This is a genomic window from Ralstonia edaphi, assembly GCF_958350185.1.
Classification (GTDB): Bacteria; Pseudomonadota; Gammaproteobacteria; order Burkholderiales; family Burkholderiaceae; genus Ralstonia; species Ralstonia edaphi.
Genome location: NZ_CATWHI010000002.1, coordinates 1043668 through 1059617, shown reverse-complemented (window position 1 = coordinate 1059617; position 15950 = coordinate 1043668). Strand labels below are relative to the sequence as shown.

13 protein-coding genes are annotated in these 15950 nt (G+C 64.2%); 4 read left to right on the top strand and 9 right to left on the bottom strand.

All coding sequences use genetic code 11. The annotated features are described in order from the left end of the window. Nucleotides 1-70: 70 nt before the first annotated feature. From R2669_RS10130 to R2669_RS10120, 3 genes are all read left to right on the top strand, one after another. Nucleotides 71-1351 (top strand): glutamate-5-semialdehyde dehydrogenase, encoded by a 1281-nt coding sequence (locus R2669_RS10130; RefSeq protein WP_027680552.1) that lies wholly within the window; start codon nucleotides 71-73, stop codon nucleotides 1349-1351. Nucleotides 1352-1436: 85 nt separating this feature from the next. Then, complete coding sequence (locus tag R2669_RS10125) at nucleotides 1437-1859, top strand: CopD family protein (RefSeq protein ID WP_027680553.1); 423 nt, start codon at nucleotides 1437-1439, stop codon at nucleotides 1857-1859. 17 nt (nucleotides 1860-1876) lie between these two features. Then, complete coding sequence (locus tag R2669_RS10120) at nucleotides 1877-3286, top strand: THUMP domain-containing class I SAM-dependent RNA methyltransferase (RefSeq protein ID WP_316899911.1); 1410 nt, start codon at nucleotides 1877-1879, stop codon at nucleotides 3284-3286. 33 nt (nucleotides 3287-3319) lie between these two features. Here R2669_RS10120 and R2669_RS10115 read toward each other — a convergent pair whose 3' ends face one another. From R2669_RS10115 to R2669_RS10075, 9 genes are all read right to left on the bottom strand, one after another. Beyond that, nucleotides 3320-4327: a response regulator gene (locus R2669_RS10115; RefSeq protein WP_147215952.1), complete on the bottom strand. Its 1008-nt coding sequence runs from the start codon at nucleotides 4325-4327 to the stop codon at nucleotides 3320-3322. Between the two features lie 82 nt (nucleotides 4328-4409). Further along, the gene (phcR, locus tag R2669_RS10110; RefSeq protein ID WP_316872808.1) at nucleotides 4410-5516 is read right to left on the bottom strand and encodes a two-component system hybrid sensor histidine kinase/response regulator PhcR; all 1107 of its coding nucleotides are present in this window, start codon (nucleotides 5514-5516) and stop codon (nucleotides 4410-4412) included. Between the two features lie 7 nt (nucleotides 5517-5523). After that, complete coding sequence (locus R2669_RS10105) at nucleotides 5524-6852, bottom strand: sensor histidine kinase (RefSeq protein ID WP_147215956.1); 1329 nt, start codon at nucleotides 6850-6852, stop codon at nucleotides 5524-5526. A 20-nt stretch (nucleotides 6853-6872) separates the two neighbouring features. Further along, on the bottom strand, nucleotides 6873-8285 hold the full coding sequence (phcB, locus tag R2669_RS10100) for a class I SAM-dependent methyltransferase PhcB (RefSeq protein ID WP_316890045.1): 1413 nt from the start codon (nucleotides 8283-8285) through the stop codon (nucleotides 6873-6875). A 662-nt stretch (nucleotides 8286-8947) separates the two neighbouring features. Beyond that, nucleotides 8948-9985 (bottom strand): response regulator, encoded by a 1038-nt coding sequence (locus tag R2669_RS10095; RefSeq protein ID WP_147215960.1) that lies wholly within the window; start codon nucleotides 9983-9985, stop codon nucleotides 8948-8950. Between the two features lie 162 nt (nucleotides 9986-10147). After that, a complete protein-coding gene (locus R2669_RS10090) occupies nucleotides 10148-11608 on the bottom strand; it encodes an NAD(P)(+) transhydrogenase (Re/Si-specific) subunit beta (protein ID WP_147215962.1) in 1461 nt (486 codons plus the stop codon). Next, the gene (locus R2669_RS10085) at nucleotides 11605-11934 is read right to left on the bottom strand and encodes an NAD(P) transhydrogenase subunit alpha part 2 (RefSeq protein ID WP_024979075.1); all 330 of its coding nucleotides are present in this window, start codon (nucleotides 11932-11934) and stop codon (nucleotides 11605-11607) included. Before R2669_RS10085 ends, R2669_RS10090 begins: the two co-directional genes overlap by 4 nt. 70 nt (nucleotides 11935-12004) lie before the next feature. Further along, a complete protein-coding gene (gene panD, locus R2669_RS10080) occupies nucleotides 12005-12367 on the bottom strand; it encodes an aspartate 1-decarboxylase (protein ID WP_009241493.1) in 363 nt (120 codons plus the stop codon). A gap of 81 nt (nucleotides 12368-12448) precedes the next feature. Then, the gene (locus R2669_RS10075; protein WP_316899908.1) at nucleotides 12449-13588 is read right to left on the bottom strand and encodes a Re/Si-specific NAD(P)(+) transhydrogenase subunit alpha; all 1140 of its coding nucleotides are present in this window, start codon (nucleotides 13586-13588) and stop codon (nucleotides 12449-12451) included. Between the two features lie 234 nt (nucleotides 13589-13822). Between R2669_RS10075 and R2669_RS10070 the strand changes: the two genes are divergently transcribed. Beyond that, the gene (locus R2669_RS10070) at nucleotides 13823-15949 is read left to right on the top strand and encodes a TonB-dependent siderophore receptor (RefSeq protein ID WP_316899906.1); all 2127 of its coding nucleotides are present in this window, start codon (nucleotides 13823-13825) and stop codon (nucleotides 15947-15949) included. Nucleotide 15950 lies beyond the last annotated feature (1 nt).

The window sequence follows — 15950 nt, the reverse complement described above, 5'->3', positions numbered from 1 at the left end:
CACCATCGGCCGCAAGTCTCCGAATTGTCCTCACACTGAATTTGCCGGCAGCTCGCCGGTCGCGATCATCATGAAGCAGCTCGACGTGAACGAATACATGGCCCTGGTCGGCCGTCAGGCGCGCACCGCCTCGCGTGGCATGGCCCGGGCCGGCACCGCGCAGAAGAACCGCGCGTTGTTGCACATTGCCGCCGCCGTCCGTCGCGATGCCGCCAAGCTCAAAGAGGTCAATGCCCGCGACGTCGAACGTGCTCGCGCCAACGGCCAGGACGCCGCCTTCATCGACCGCCTTACGCTGACTGATCGTGCCATCGAGACCATGGCCGCCGGCCTGGAGCAGATCGCCGCGCTGCCCGACCCGATCGGCGAGATCAGCAACATGAAGTTCCGCCCGACCGGCATCCAGGTCGGCCAGATGCGCGTGCCGCTTGGCGTGATCGGCATCATCTATGAGTCGCGGCCGAACGTGACGGTGGATGCCGCGGCGCTGTGCATCAAGTCTGGCAACGCGACCATTCTGCGCGGCGGCTCCGAAGCGATCGAATCGAACGGCGCGCTGGCGGCGCTCATCGAGGAAGGGCTGGCCGATGCTGGCCTGCCTGCCAACGCCGTGCAGGTGGTGGCCACCACGGATCGCGCGGCGGTCGGCAAGCTCATCACCATGACGGAGTACGTCGATGTGATCGTCCCCCGCGGCGGCAAGAGCCTGATCGCGCGACTGATCGAAGAAGCGCGGGTGCCGATGATCAAGCATCTGGACGGCATCTGTCACGTCTACATCGACGTCGACGCCGACATCGAGAAGGCCGTGCGCGTGTGCGACAACGCCAAGACGCAGCGCTACGCACCGTGCAATACGATGGAAACGCTGCTCGTGTCGCGCGATGTGGCTGCGCGCGCGCTGCCGCCGCTGGCAAAGATCTACCAGGACAAGGGCGTGGAACTGCGCGTGTGCCCGGCCACGCGTGCGACGCTTGAAGCCGCCGGCTTCGGCAATCTGAAAGACGCCGTCGAGGCCGACTGGCACACCGAATATCTCGCCCCGATCCTGTCGATCCGCACCGTCGACGGCCTGGACGATGCCATCGAGCACATCAACACCTACGGCTCGGCGCACACCGATTCGATCATCACCGAGAACTACTCGACCGGCATGCGCTTCCTGCGCGAGGTCGATTCGGCCAGCGTGATGATCAACGCGTCCACGCGCTTTGCCGATGGGTTCGAGTACGGCCTGGGCGCCGAGATCGGCATCTCCAACGACAAGCTGCACGCGCGTGGGCCGGTGGGGCTAGAGGGGCTGACCTCGCTGAAATACGTCGTGTTCGGGCACGGCGAGATCCGCACCTGATATCGCTTGCTGCACATTGAGCGCCGCCATGAGCGGCGCGCTGTTTTTACCGATCGCGCTTCACACCATTCACGGGACGCTTCGCATGCTCTGGGTCAAAGCCTTTCACATCGTCTTCATTGCGTCGTGGTTTGCCGGGCTGTTCTATCTGCCGCGCATCTTCGTCAACTTGGCAATGGAAACCGAGCGCGCGGCTATCACGCGCCTGCTGATCATGGCCCGCAAGCTGTTCCGCTTCACGACCATGCTGGCGATTGTCGCGATCCTGCTGGGGTTGTGGCTGTTCCTGGGATATCGCATCGGGCTGTATCCGCCCAATGGCTGGATGCACGCGAAGCTCGCGCTGGTGCTCGTGACGATCGGCTACCACCATGGCTGCGGCGTGCTGCTGCGCAAGTTCGAGGCGGGCGCCAACAAGCGTTCCCACAAGTTCTACCGCTGGTTCAATGAACTGCCGGTGCTGTTGTTGCTGGCGATTACGATCCTGGTGGTCGTGAAGCCGTTCTGATTTTTTCTGGTTTTCCGATGGCAACTGCTTACTTCGCGCCATGCCCCCGAGGGCTGGAACAGGCGCTGGCCGATGAACTGGCCGAAATCGCCATTCGTCCCGAGGTCGATGAGCTGGCCGCGTTCGAGGTGGGCCGCACCGTGCCGGGCGGCGTGCATTTCTTCGGCACGCAGGGCGCGGCGTATGCCGTCAACCTGCACAGCCGCATTGCCAGCCGGGTGCTGATGCGCCTGGCTTCGCGCGGGTATCGCTCGGAAGACGACATCTACGCGCTGGCCGCCGCGCAGCGCTGGGAAGACTATTTCACGCCCGACGAGATGATCCGCGTGGACGTGACCGCGCACAAATCGCCGTTGCAGAGCCTGAAGTTTGTCGGCCTGCGTGTGAAGGACGGGGTGTGCGACCGCTTCCGCCAACGCATGGGCGCGCGGCCCAGCGTCGATACCGTCTCGCCCGACGTGCGCATCTACGCGTACCTGACCGAGACCGACTGCACGATCTATCTCGACACCACCGGCGAGCCGCTCTTCAAGCGCGGCTGGCGTCAGGAAAAGGGCGAGGCGCCGCTGAAGGAAAACCTCGCCGCCGGCATTCTGCGCCTGACGGGCTGGACGGGCGCACATGGCATGCCGTTCTACGATCCGATGTGCGGCAGCGGCACGTTCCTCGTTGAAGCGGCGCAGCGTGCGCTCGGCATTGCGCCGGGCGGTCAACGCGCCTTCGCCTGCGAATGGTTGCAGGACCACGATGCCAAATGCTTCAAGCGCCTGCGCGAAGCCGCTGCCGACGCGGCCGCCGCATCCATGCGCCGGGCACCGCCGCTGGTGGCGGGCGCCGACATTTCCACCGACATGCTCGCTTATGCCGCCGCCAACTGGCAGCGTGCCGGTCTGCCCGGCGAGCCGGTGCTCAAGCAGGTCGATGCGCGCTTCGGCAAGCCGCCGTTCGAGGCCGCCGGCGTGTTGTTGATGAACCCGCCTTACGGCGAGCGTATCGCCGTGCGCGGTGCACACGGCTCGCGCCGCCGCCGGCCGGAAGGCCAGGGTGATGAGGATGGCACCGTGTTCGAGCGCGCCAGCCGTGCCATGGGTGCCCCGCGCGACGATGGCCGCCGTCCGATGCGCGAACTGCGTCAGCCGGAGCCGCCGCCCCCGATCGACCCCGAGGAAGAGGCCGCCGCCAACGAATTTGCGCACGCCTTTGCCGGCACGCTCAAGCGTGAATTCGCCGGCTGGAAGGCGTTCGTCTTCACGGGCGATCTCTCGATGCCGCGTCGGATGCGGCTGAAGGAGTCGCAGCGCACGCCGCTGTACAACGGCAACATCGAATGCCGTCTGTTCCGCTTCGACATGGTGAAGGGCGGTATGCGCGATCGCCCGGAGCGGCCTGTAAAAGGCGATGCCTCAAACGACAACGCCGACGCATAAGCATCGGCGTTGTGTGCCAACGGCGGGCCCGGTTCAGGCGGCCTGCAGATCCTGGAAATGCTCCATCCACGCCGTGAGTTGTTCCGGCGTGAGCTGCGTCTGGTTGTCGAGCAGGCGCAGCTTGACGGTCGCGCCGTCGCGCTCGGCCGTGAGCGACCAGCCTTTTCCGTCGAGCCACAGCAGGAACGCCAGCCATTTGGCATGCGCGTCCGACACCTTGTGCGTGGACGCGGCTTCCAGGAATTCCGTCAGCGTGGTGAGATCCACCACCGCCGCAGCATCGCTGCCTGACGGCGAGACCTTGCCGTGCAGCACCTCGGCCAGCACCTCCAACGCCTGGGCTGCCGGCTTGCTGTCAAAGCGTGACGACAAGTCGAGATAGGCCTGGCGCACAGCGTGGCTGAACTCGCCGGTGCGCAGGCTTTCTTCGCCGACCAGCTCGGTGTAGTCCTTCATCGCCCAGTCCGGCTGCGCAAGCGATTGCAGCCCCACCGCGGCAGCGGCTCGCAGGTAATCGTTGACGGCGCTGAACGACGACAGGCCCGACACCGCGAGGTACAGCGTCTGCAGCGCGCCGATGCGGTGCGTGAGCGTCTGGCTTTGGCGCACGGTCATCTTCTCGCGCAGCAGCGCGTCACGCTCACGGCGCAAGTCAGAGAATTCCAACGCCTGCTTCAGTTCCACGCGCAGCGCCGTGATGTCCCACGGCTTCTTGATGTAGCGGTGAATCTGCCCCTGGTTGACGGCCTCCACCGTATCTTCGATTTCGGAGTAGGCGGTCGTCAGGATGCGCACCAGGTGCGGATAGCGCTCGCGTGCATAGCGCAGCAATTCGTTGCCGAGTTCACCGGGCATGCGCTGGTCCGACACGAGCACGCCGAGCGTGGCGGCGTGCTGGTCGAGCATGCGCTTGCCTTCTTCGACGGAGGTGGCGGTGACGACCGGCGCCAGTGAACCGATGGCACGGCCGAAGTAAGTCAGCGCCAATGTCTCGTCGTCCACGTACAGGATCTTGGGCTCGTTGCCCCCGGGATTGGTCATCCGTCACTCCTCATAGCAAATGCAGCCAATACGGCGAACGCGCGGATCACGTGCGGCGTGGTTCGTAGTGTTGATGGTCTTGTCATGGGAACGTCAGAGTCACGCGCGTGCCTGCGCTGGGTGCAGAATCAATCGCAATCGCTCCCCCGAACGATTGCATGATCCGCGTACAAAAAATCATGCCCATGCCGTTGCCGCCTTCTTCGGCGCGCGTGGTCACGGGGTCGATGGTCAGCCGCGCAAGAACGTCCGGCGCGATGCCTGGGCCGTTGTCTTCGATGCGGATCATGTGCTGGGCGTTGCCCGCATCCGGAGCGCGGCTGGCGATGATTTCGAGCTTCGGCGCATCGGTCTGCCGCAGTGCCTGCAACGCATTGCTCGTGAGCGACGAGAGCACCAGCATCACGCAGTTGGGCAGCGTCTGGATCGGAAAATCGTCTTCCACGCGGTACGACACCCATTCGCGCTGCGCGTTCGTGAATGGGTACGTGTCGAACAATGCGCGGATCAAGCCGCCCGCACTGTTGGGCGTGGCTGCCGTGCCGGGCTTGCCGTAGGTATTGCGCACGGAATTCAGGAACGTGGCGATGACCGAGAGGCAGTAGCGCGCGTTGTCCTGCACGCGGTCGGCGGCGCGGCCAATTTCTGGAAGGGCGCCGGGCGTGGGCTCCGTCTGATCCACGCGCATGCGGATGCCGCGCGCAAAGTTCGAGATGGCGGCCAGCGGCGTGTTCAGCTCATGCGCAAGAAAAGCCAGCGTTTCGTCGATTGCCATGAGGCGCTGGGTACGCAAGAGGCGATCCTGGCGCAGGGCCAGCGCCTCCTGCAGCGAGCGACGCACGTCTTCGGGCTGATAGGGCTTCTCCAGGATCTTGAACACGCGTCCGGTGTTCACGGCCTGAATCAGCAGGTCCTTGTCGGCATATGCGGTGACGAGGATGGTGGCAATGTCGCCGTATTCCGCGTCGATGAAGCGCAGCAGTTCGGTGCCGTCGCCGCCCGGCATGCGGAAGTCGGTCAACACCACGCTGATGCGCTCGTGGGAATCGCGCAGCACGGCCTTGGCCTCTTCGACGCTGTTGGCTGTCAGCACCTCATAGCCGGCGCCGATCGTGCGTGCAAACCATTTGCAGGCCTGCACTTCGTCGTCGACGTAGAGGATGGTGACGGTGTCCGGCGTGGTGTCCATGATGCGTCTACTCCGAGCGCGGCAGATCAAACGTGAAGCGCGCCCATTCGCCTTCCTTGCTCGTCACCGCCAGGGTGCCGCCGTGGCGCTGGATCACGCTGTAGCTGATCGACAGCCCCAGTCCCAGGCCCTTGCCGACATCGCGCGTGGTGAAGAACGGCTCGAACACGCGCGACAGGTTCTTCTCCGAGATGCCGGGGCCGTTGTCGGTCACCACCACATGCAGGCGGTTGTCGATCCACTCGCCGGTAATTTCGATGCGTGGGTTCTCGCGCTGCACCTTTTGCATGGCAAGCGCGGCGTTCGACAGCAGGTTGATCAGCACGCCGATGATGGCCGCCTCGTCGCCGCGCACCAGCGTATCCGGCGGCAGCTTGCGTTCGAGCGCCACGCCGCGCAACTCGTGGCTCGTCAGCCGGACGGCCGAGTCGATGGCCTTCTCCACCAGGAATGGCGCATCGGCCTCGCCCTTCTCGGGGCTGCGGTAGGCGAAGGTCTTCAGGTCTGACACGATGTGCTGCACGCGCTGCATGCCTTCCTTGGCATCGGCCAGGCATTCGAGCAGCATCGGGCTGCCCTTGGCGATCGGGTCTTCCTGCGCCACGGCGATGGCCATCAGGCAGAAGTTGACCGGGTTGTTGATCTCATGCAGCAGTCCGGCAGACAGTGTGCCGATAGCGGCCATCTTTTCCTGCTGCAGAAGCTGGCCCTTGATGTCGGTGAGGTTCTGGTTGGTCTGCGCCAACTGCTCGTTCTTCTGCGCCACCTCTTCCTTGAGCCGGAAGAGCTGGAAGCGCCCACGCTCGTTGAAGTACGTGTACAGCGTGCTCGTCGCAATCGAGAACAGGATGAACAGCGAATGCACGATGAAGATCTCGCGCGACTGGATCCCGCCCGGGTGCAGCGTGCATGCGATCACCCAGAAGATGTATGTGCAGGTGCCGAACAGCACGGCCTGCAGAAAGCCGATCGGCATCACCATGCCCACCGCGTAGATCGCCAGGTTCAGCCCAGAGTAATACGGTGAACTGGCGCCCTCGGTGTCGTAGATCATCCACGAGATCATGATCTGCGGGCAGATCAGCCAGAAGAACGTGAGACTCTGCACATGTTCTTCGCCCCAGCGCGTGTACAGCACCAGCAGGGCGCCGAACATGATGAGCGACGTGATGACGCGCAGCGACGCGAACAGCCAGAGCTTGTCCACATACATGCCGTAGTCCAGCCCGACACCGGCCAGCACCAGCACGATGCCGGTAATGGCCGCCATGCGGCTGAAGACGAGCCGGAACTGCTTGAGCTCGGCCTGGTATCCGCGATGTGTAATGGGCTCCATGCGTGTTCCTGGGCTGCGGATTAAGCGGCGGGTGTGGCGGGCCCAGCCACGCTGGCCTGGGCGAATACGTTGACGCCGGTCACGTCGGTATAGACGCGCACGTCGTGCGAGCCCTCAGGCAGCAGCTCGGCCATCAGCGGTTCATCGCGATAGACGAGGTACCACTCGAGCACGTGTTCCATCACGAAGCGCATCGGGTTGTTGCCGTGCACGTTGGTCGCAAGAATGGCGCCGCCTTGGCGCGTGCGCGCAGCGAAGTAGGAGAGCAGTCGCTGGCAGACCTTGTTGGACAGATAGTCGAACAGGCCGGCGCAGTACACGGCATCGCAATCGCCGGCTTGCGGGCTGTCGGCCGTGATGCGCCGCTTGAGCAGTTGATGCACCGATTCATGCACGAAATCGACGGTAACGGTCTTACGCGCGCGGTCCATCGCACGGCGCATCTGCTCGCGGGTGTAGTTGAGCGTCTCTTCGCTGAAGTCCACCAGCTCGAACGACAGCAGCGACGGTTCGGGATGCTGCTGAATGAAGCGCTGGATTTCCACCGCCGGCCCGCAGCCCACGTTCAGCACCTTGAAGGTCCGGCCTGCCGCCTTCGCCTGTGCAGCCAGGTCGCTCAGATACTGCACAAGAATGTCGATGCGGTTACGGTGCGCCTCGGCCACGTCGGTGCGCAGGAAGGCGGCGTTGACGATCTGGAAGTACGTGTTTGGCCCTTCGCGCGGGTCGGAGAGGATCTGGTTGACCATCTCATAATCGCCTGCGTAGCCGAGCGGCTTGGTGTACGTGCGATAGATGAACGGCGCGCGCAACAGCAGCGGATGCAGCGCCGCTTGCGCAAACGTGCGGTGCGCGGGTGCAAGTTCCGCCTCGACCTTGCCGGCTTCCGATTCCAGGCCTTCCATGTAGCCCTTGAGCTTGAGCATGATCGGCTCGGCCAGCTCCTGGAAGACATCCATGCGCAGCTTGTTGTCCTCGCGCGGCAATGTCTTCGACAGATCCACCTGTTCCACCCAGCGCGACACTTCGGCCAGGAACGCACGCATCTCGTTGACGACGATCTGATAGTCGCGGTGGATGCGGAAGCGCTCCTGCCATTCCTGCACGAACGTTCGCGCTTCTTCGCCCACCGAAGCAGGCGTGTCGGCCACTTCCGACAGCTCGCGCCATTCGTCGATCAGCGTGAGCGAGACGACGGCGGTCAGGCCTGTGTTCACCAGGCTGATCACCACCGCTTTGCCGAGATAGGCCTGCCGCGTCCCCATCTTGATGGCGAGCTCGGACAGCACCTCGCTCACCTGCACGATCGAATAGGGGTTGTAGATCTCCATCACCAGGGCACGCCGCTGCAGCGTGATGATGGTGCCGCGGACCTGCTGACCCTGTGAGTTGCGGAAGCTGACCGCGGGATCGATTTGGTTGGGTGAGTACACGGTGCGAATTTGCCGGAGACTTCAGGGAAAACGTCTGCCAAGCGGGACGCTCACTCCAACAACCGCGCACTCGGAGTCGCACTGCGAATCCGGGCACCGCGAACACGGCGCGCCCCGCCGACACCGCTGGGCATGCCGCCGCATCAGTCGTGAAAGCGTGCTTGAAGCCGTCCGCTGGCCGTGCGCAATACGCGCCAGCCCGGGCGTCTCTCGCCCAAACCCGCTCCGAAAAGATCGGGGAAGATGACCGACTGCAGCCGGCGCCTTCAGTATCCCTACTGCGGCACCCTTACCTGTACTGCTCGCCGATCAACAGCGTGGCAACGGGAATCGTGCAACCGTGAACCATGACCAGATTGGAACGATGCACTCCCCTGACATCCGCAACGCGCGCTGCTTGAACGCGCGGCCCGCTGCTGCATCCCAAATCGTCTCTCAAGGAGAATCCCGCACAGTAATGAACTCCAGGCGCCGTATCGAATGTTGCGTGCCGGCACCCGCGTTCGCCATGATGCCGCAGCTATGCCACGCACGCATCAGGGCGATTCAGCCGGGCCACGCTCTGACGTCGTGGCTGCCGGATGACGCAATCGATTGTACTTGCCCAATGTGACCCACACAATGCGGAAACCCGCAGTGCAGAGCAAAGCGGAAACACCACCTCAGCGTGATTTGCGGCCGGTGAGCGCGTCCGGATCCTGCTTGTAGTTGGTGAGAAACTGGGTATAGCTGTAGACCTGCGCCGGCAGCAGGTGGCTCGGCATGTCGAACAGTGCGTAGTAGTACGGCTCGCGGCCCTGGCATACCTCGGCGGGCAGGCAATATTGTTCCCACTCCACACAGGCCGGGGTGTACATGCCGTCGCCAGGCCAGAAGAACGGGACGATCTGCTTGTCGTGCAGCCCCTTGAGTAGCGCGTCGGGCGCGTTGTAGGCCTCGGCGTTTTCCAGGTGCGTGAGCATGCTCGCGTTGGTCTCGATGACCATGAGCGTCGCCCGACCATCAGCGGTGAGCAGCAGCACGCCGGCGGGGTGCGGATACAGGTAGTACTCGATGAAGCGGTAGCGCGCGGACAGCTCGCGCACGAGCCGTGTGATCGCCGGGTCTGAGAGAAAACTGAACGAGTGGCGCGACAGCAGATCGCGCAGTGTGCTCGACAGGTTGCTGAAGTAGCGCACCTGCAGCGCTTCGATTTCCGAGCTGAGCCGCTCGGCCATCGCCGGATTGTCTTTCTTGATGTAACGGTCGATCAGGCCGTCGTTGAAACCCTGCACGGCGATGTTCTCGTCGGCCATGCCGGTGAGCAGGATCGTCATGCAGGGCAGGTCCTTGAGCTTGGCGCAGAATTCCAGCCCGTTCATGCGCGGCATCGAGTAATCCACCACGATGACGGAGGGCTGCAGGAAGCGGTTGACCTCGTGAATCTGGCGGTAGACGCGGTCGACGTCGAGCTGGATCGTGCGGCGCTCGGTCGAGAACGTCAGATCATCGTGGGTGACGCGCACCGGAAGAAAACCCGGCATGCGTAGCGAATGCCACTGGCGCAGCCACGCCAGCGCCTCTTCCGGGTCATTGAAGGCCAACAGCGCACGCGAAGGGTCCATCTGGAACCCAAGGCTTTCCACGAACGATTGGCTGTCGTCGACCACCACCGTCAGGGTCGGGTGGAAATAGACCGGCAGGGCGCTGTCCTGTTGCATACGTCGGGAAGAGTCGGAAGAGGGCTGGGTGCAGCGCACGGCTGGTGTGGCCAGCGCTGCCCGTTTCCACTACGTTACTGTCTGCCGCCGCCGGGAGCAAGCGGAACCGGTCTGACCTGACGGACCGTTGACGGCCGTCAGTGGCGCCGTCAGCGCGCCGCTTTACTCGACGGATTTCACCATGTCCTCGACGACCTTCTTGGCGTCGCCAAACACCATCATCGTCTTGTCCATGTAGAACAGCTCGTTGTCCAGCCCGGCGTACCCGGCATTCATCGAGCGCTTGTTCACGATGATCGTCTTGGCCTTGTAGGCTTCCAGGATCGGCATGCCGGCAATGGGTGACTTCGGATCGTTCTTGGCCGCCGGGTTGACCACGTCGTTGGCGCCCAGCACCAGCACCACGTCGGCCTGGCCGAACTCGCCGTTGATGTCTTCCATTTCGAAGACCTGGTCGTAAGGCACTTCCGCTTCGGCCAGCAGCACGTTCATGTGGCCCGGCATGCGGCCGGCGACGGGGTGGATCGCGTATTTGACGGTCACGCCCTTGTCCGACAGCTTTTCGGTCAGCTCCTTCAGGGCGTGCTGCGCGCGCGCCACTGCTAGACCGTAGCCGGGGACGATGATGACCGTCTCGGCGTTGCCCATGAGGAAGGCCGCATCATCGGGCGAACCCGATTTGACCGGCCGCTGCTGTCCGCCGCCACCCGCTGCCGCTCCGGCGGACGCTTCGGAACCAAAGCCGCCCAGGATCACGTTGAAGAACGACCGGTTCATCGCCTTGCACATGATGTAAGACAGAATTGCACCGGATGAACCGACCAGCGAGCCGGCGATGATCAGCATCGGGTTGTTGAGCGAAAAGCCGATGCCGGCCGCCGCCCAGCCCGAGTACGAGTTCAGCATCGACACCACCACAGGCATGTCTGCCCCGCCGATCGGGATGATGATCAGCACGCCCAGCACAAACGCGATGGCCGTCATGATGATGAACGGCAGCCAGCTCTGGCTCAGGAAGAACAGGATGCCGAAGCCCAGCATGGCCACCGCCAGCAGCAGGTTCAGCATGTGCTGGCCGGCAAACTGCACCGGCGCGCCCTGGAACAGGCGGAACTTGTATTTGCCCGACAGCTTGCCGAAGGCGATGACCGAGCCCGAAAACGTGATGGCGCCGACGAAGGTGCCGATGAACAGCTCCACGCGGTTGCCCAGCGGCAGCACGTTGTCGCCCGCCACGGTGATGCCGAAGGCCGACGGTTCGGCCACCGCAGCAACGGCAATACACACTGCAGCCAGACCGATCAGCGAGTGCATGGCGGCCACCAGCTCCGGCATCTTGGTCATCTCGACCGTGCGCGCCACATAGGCGCCGATACCGCCGCCGACCACCAGGCCCGCGAAGATCAGGATGAAACCCGTGGAGGCGCCGCTCTCGGTACCCGCAAACATCTCGGCCTTGAGCTTGTAGATGAGTGCGACGGTCGTGACGGCGGCAATCGCCATACCCGTCATGCCGAACGCGTTGCCGCGCCGCGCCGTCGTCGGGTGGGAGAGCCCCTTGAGCGCCTGGATGAAGCAGACCGAAGCCAGCAGATACAGCAGGGTGACGAGGTTCATGCTCATTGCTTGGCTCCCTCGCTCTGGCCGCCCTTGGCCTTCGGCTCTTTCTTCTTGAACATCTCCAGCATGCGCTGGGTGACCAGGAAGCCGCCAAACACATTCACCGCCGCCAGTGCCACCGCCACCACACCCATGGTGCGGCCCAGGCCCGTTTGCGTGAGGCCGGCCGCCAGCATGGCGCCGACGATGATGATGGCCGAGATGGCATTCGTCACGGCCATCAGCGGCGTATGCAGCGCCGGCGTGACCGTCCACACCACGTGGTAGCCGACGTAGATCGCCAGCACGAAGATGATCAGGTTGATCACCGTGTGATTGACCAGCTCCATGAGTGCTCCTCCTCGCTTCTTGGTCGATGTGCGAAGCGGCCAGACCGTTCAGGCCTGGCCGCCCGGCGCGTCAGGTTTCCTTGATGGCCTTGATCTTGTTGCCCTCGCCCAGCAGCACGACCTTGGGCTTGTAGCTGGCGACTTCTTCTTCGTTCATCGGGGCATAGGTGCAGATGATCAGCAGATCACCCACGTGCGCACGGCGCGCTGCGGCACCGTTGAGCGAGATTTCGCCCGAGCCGCGCTTGCCCTTGATGATGTAGGTGGAGAAACGCTCGCCGTTGTTGACGTTGTACAGCTCGATCTTTTCGTATTCGCGCATGTCGGCGGCGTCGAGAAGGTCCTCGTCGATGCCGCACGAACCTTCGTAGTCCAGATCGGCCTGGGTGACCGTCGCGCGGTGCAGCTTGGCGCGAAGCATGTTGCGTTGCATGAAGCTTCCTTGAAACAGAAATGAAATCGCCACTGGCGACCGCGCCGGGTTGTGACGCCCGGCAGGCCGCCGTCTCCGTTCTTATTTGGCGGCGCTCGTGGCTGCGGGAGCGCGCACCACCTGGCCGGCCTGGCTGAGCAGGCAGGCGGCCACGATGTCGTCTTCGCGGTTGATGTTCAGGCCGCCATCCTTGTCGATGATCAGCTTGAGGAAATCGAGCACGTTGCGGGCGTAGAGGGCAGAGGCATCGGCCGCCACCATCGACGCGAGGTTGGTGTAGCCCACCAGCGTGACGCCGTGCTTGACGACCACGCGGTCGGCTTCGGTCAGCGGGCAGTTGCCGCCTTGCGCCGCCGCCAGATCGACGACCACCGAGCCGGGCTTCATGGCCTGCACGGTGGCTTCCGACAGCAGCGTCGGCGCGCGGCGGCCCGGGATCAGCGCCGTCGTGATGACGATGTCGGCCTGGGTTGCGCGCGCGTGCACGAGTTCAGCCTGGCGGCGCATCCAGTCGGGCGGCATCGGGCGGGCATAGCCGCCGACGCCCTGGGCGATTTCGCGCTCTTCGTCGGTCAGGAACGGCACGTCGAGAAATTTGGCACCCAGCGATTCGATCTGCTCTTTCACCGCCGGCCGCACGTCGGATGCCTCAATGACGGCACCCAGGCGCTTGGCCGTGGCGATGGCCTGTAGGCCGGCCACACCGGCGCCGAGGATCAGCACGCGCGCGGCTTTCACGGTGCCGGCTGCGGTCATCAGCATCGGCATGAAGCGCTGGTAATGGTTGGCAGCGACCATCACCGCCTTATACCCGGCGATGTTGGCCTGGGAGGAGAGCACGTCCATGCTTTGCGCGCGCGTGGTGCGCGGCGCGGCTTCCAGTGCGAACGCGGTGACGTTGGCGGCGGCGAGGCGGGCCGTGTTCTCGTCATCGAACGGGTTGAGCATGCCGACCAGCACGGCGCCCGGCTGCATCTGCGCCAGTTCGGCCGCTTCCGGCGAGCGCACCTTCAGCACGATCTGCGCGCCCAGCGCCTCGGCCGCGGTGCCGATCTTGGCTCCGGCCGCGACATATGCGTCGTCTGGCTGGGCAGCGGCGACACCGGCACCCGATTGCACCGTCACCTGATGGCCAAGCGCCACGTACTTCTTCACCGTTTCCGGGGTCGCGGCAACGCGCGTCTCGTCCGCCCGCGTCTCCTGCGGGATGCCGATGTGCATCGTGTTCTCCTCGTCATGGTGCCCGCGCGTGCGGAATGGCGCGCTGGGTCGGTTTTTGTTGAACGATGTGGAGCTTACCCGAACTTTTTGGCAGGCGGACCGCTCCTGAAACGCTGCTCGAACATGAGCATTGGCTTAGCGACACGCGCCGGAATGTCGCGCGCGGCTCTCCTTTTATTGCAACTGAATTGCAATTACGTTAGCGTGGCTGTTTTCCATGTGCCAATTATTGCCATGCAGCGTAGACGACGGTCCATCCCCTCGCAAACCAGATGGAGCCTTCTTGGAGCGGTTTTGTGCAGCGCATCAAATATATGCAACGCCGAGCCGGTCCCAACGTTTGCGCTGGATGAATCCATTGTCAGGGGCTCGGCGGGCGACGAACGTTTGCGTGTGCGGCGCGCGAGTTCCGCCACGCTGACCGACACGCCGCTCAAAGACGTGCCGCAGGCGGTGGGCGTCGTGACGCGCGGCGCGCTCGATGACTTTGGCGCAACACGTTTGGACACTGCGCTTGACTGGGTCAGCGGGATCAGTCGGCAGAACAATCTGGGCGGCATGGCCGACAACTTCGCCATCCGCGGCTTTGCGGGCGACCTCAACACGGGCGCGGATTACCTCGTCAATGGCTTTTCGGCCAATCGCGCCAACAGCGTGCCGGTGGACGCCATCAACATTGGGCGCATCGATGTGCTCAAGGGGCCATCGGCGGCGCTGTATGGGCGCAGCGACCCGGGCGGCATCGTCAACATCGTCACGCGTACGCCGCAGTTCAAACCGTCGCGCGAGGTGACGCTGGCGGTGGGCAACCCCGATCGATACCGGCTCGCGACAGAGATGACCGGCCCGCTGTCCGAGCGCTTTGCCTATCGACTGGGCGTGGCGGCGGAAAGCAACCAGAGCTTTCGCGATTTCTCGTCGACTCGGCGATACGTCGTCGCGCCGTCGCTCACGTGGTTGGCGGCGGACGACACCGTGGTCACCTATGCGTTTGAAGCGGCGCAGCTGAACACGCCGTTCGACCGGGGCATCGTCGCCATTAACAAGCAGCTGGGCGCGTTGCCGCCTTCGCGCTTTCTGGGTGAGCCTGGCGATGGCGATACGACTGTGCGCACGCAAAGCCATCAGTTAACCGTCGAGCACCAATTGAACAGAGGCTGGAAACTCAATGGCGGGTTGCAGTATCGATCATCGCAATTGTTCGGCAAGTCGTCGGACGCCGCGAGCCTGCAGGCGGACGGCCGCACCCTGTGGCGCCAGGCCCGTGAACGCGACTACCACGCCAATGACCTCGCCGGCCGTGTCGACGTGCAGGGCGACGTGCATACCGGAGCGGTCAAACATACGCTCGTCGCGGGTGCGGATTTCTACAACTTCCGCTACGACCCGGTGCTGTATCGCGCCAACCCGAGCGCCGGCGCGCCGTATGCCATCGACATCTTTGATCCCGTCTACGGCCAACCGCGCCCGAGCATGCGGCCGAGCATCAGCACGCGCGAGTTCCAGCGCGGTTTCGGCACCTTCGTGCAGGACCAGGTGACGCTGTCCCCGCAATGGAAGCTGCTGGCCGGCGTGCGCATGGACCGCTTCCTGCAGCACGCCGACAACCGCCTGACCGGCACGCGCGTGGCGCAGCAGCAGACCGCCTATAGCCCGCGCATCGGCATCGTGTATCAGCCCGTGCAGACGCTGTCGCTGTATGCCAATACATCGCGGTCGTTCCGGCCCAACACGGGAGTGGGCGCGCAGGGCAACGCGTTCGCGCCGGAGCGGGGGCGCGGCTACGAAGTGGGCGCCAAGCTGGAAACCGCCGATGGGCGGCTCGGCGGCACGCTGGCGCTGTACTCCATCGACACGACGAATGTACTGACGGGCGATCCGCGCGATCCGACATTTCAGCGCACGGCGGGTGCGGTGCGAAGCCGCGGTGTCGAGCTCGATGTGTCGGGGCAGGTAACGAAGAACGTCAAGATGCTGGCCACGTATGCCTATACCGATGCCCATGTCACCGCCGATACGGTGCTGCCGCCGGGCGCGCCGCTGTCGAACATTCCGCGTCATAGCGCCAGCGTGCTCGGCCTGTATGAGTTTGGCGCGGGCGCGTTGGGCAGGGCCGGCGCGGGTGGCGGCGTGGTCTACGTAGGCGAGCGCGCCGGCAACAGCGTCAACAACGGCTTCAAGCTTCCCGCCTACACCACCGTGCGCCTGCATGGCTATGTGCAGCCGACGCGCGCGCTGCGTCTCTCGCTCACGATCGACAACCTGTTCGACAAGCGCTATTACGCCAGTTCGTACAACGAGCTGTGGGTGGCCCCCGGTGCAGAGCGGCAAATCACACTGGCCGCCAACTACAAATTCTGAC

Coding starts and splice junctions, on each gene's coding strand:
- panD (WP_009241493.1), bottom strand. CDS start 12,367: ATGCAACGCAACATGCTTCGCGCCAAGCTGCACCGCGCGACGGTCACC.
- R2669_RS10105 (WP_147215956.1), bottom strand. CDS start 6,852: ATGGAGCCCATTACACATCGCGGATACCAGGCCGAGCTCAAGCAGTTC.
- R2669_RS10095 (WP_147215960.1), bottom strand. CDS start 9,985: ATGCAACAGGACAGCGCCCTGCCGGTCTATTTCCACCCGACCCTGACG.
- R2669_RS10085 (WP_024979075.1), bottom strand. CDS start 11,934: ATGGAGCTGGTCAATCACACGGTGATCAACCTGATCATCTTCGTGCTG.
- phcR (WP_316872808.1), bottom strand. CDS start 5,516: ATGGACACCACGCCGGACACCGTCACCATCCTCTACGTCGACGACGAA.
- R2669_RS10075 (WP_316899908.1), bottom strand. CDS start 13,588: ATGCACATCGGCATCCCGCAGGAGACGCGGGCGGACGAGACGCGCGTT.
- R2669_RS10090 (WP_147215962.1), bottom strand. CDS start 11,608: ATGAGCATGAACCTCGTCACCCTGCTGTATCTGCTGGCTTCGGTCTGC.
- R2669_RS10125 (WP_027680553.1), top strand. CDS start 1,437: ATGCTCTGGGTCAAAGCCTTTCACATCGTCTTCATTGCGTCGTGGTTT.
- R2669_RS10115 (WP_147215952.1), bottom strand. CDS start 4,327: ATGACCAATCCCGGGGGCAACGAGCCCAAGATCCTGTACGTGGACGAC.
- R2669_RS10120 (WP_316899911.1), top strand. CDS start 1,877: ATGGCAACTGCTTACTTCGCGCCATGCCCCCGAGGGCTGGAACAGGCG.
- R2669_RS10130 (WP_027680552.1), top strand. CDS start 71: ATGAAGCAGCTCGACGTGAACGAATACATGGCCCTGGTCGGCCGTCAG.
- R2669_RS10070 (WP_316899906.1), top strand. CDS start 13,823: ATGCAGCGTAGACGACGGTCCATCCCCTCGCAAACCAGATGGAGCCTT.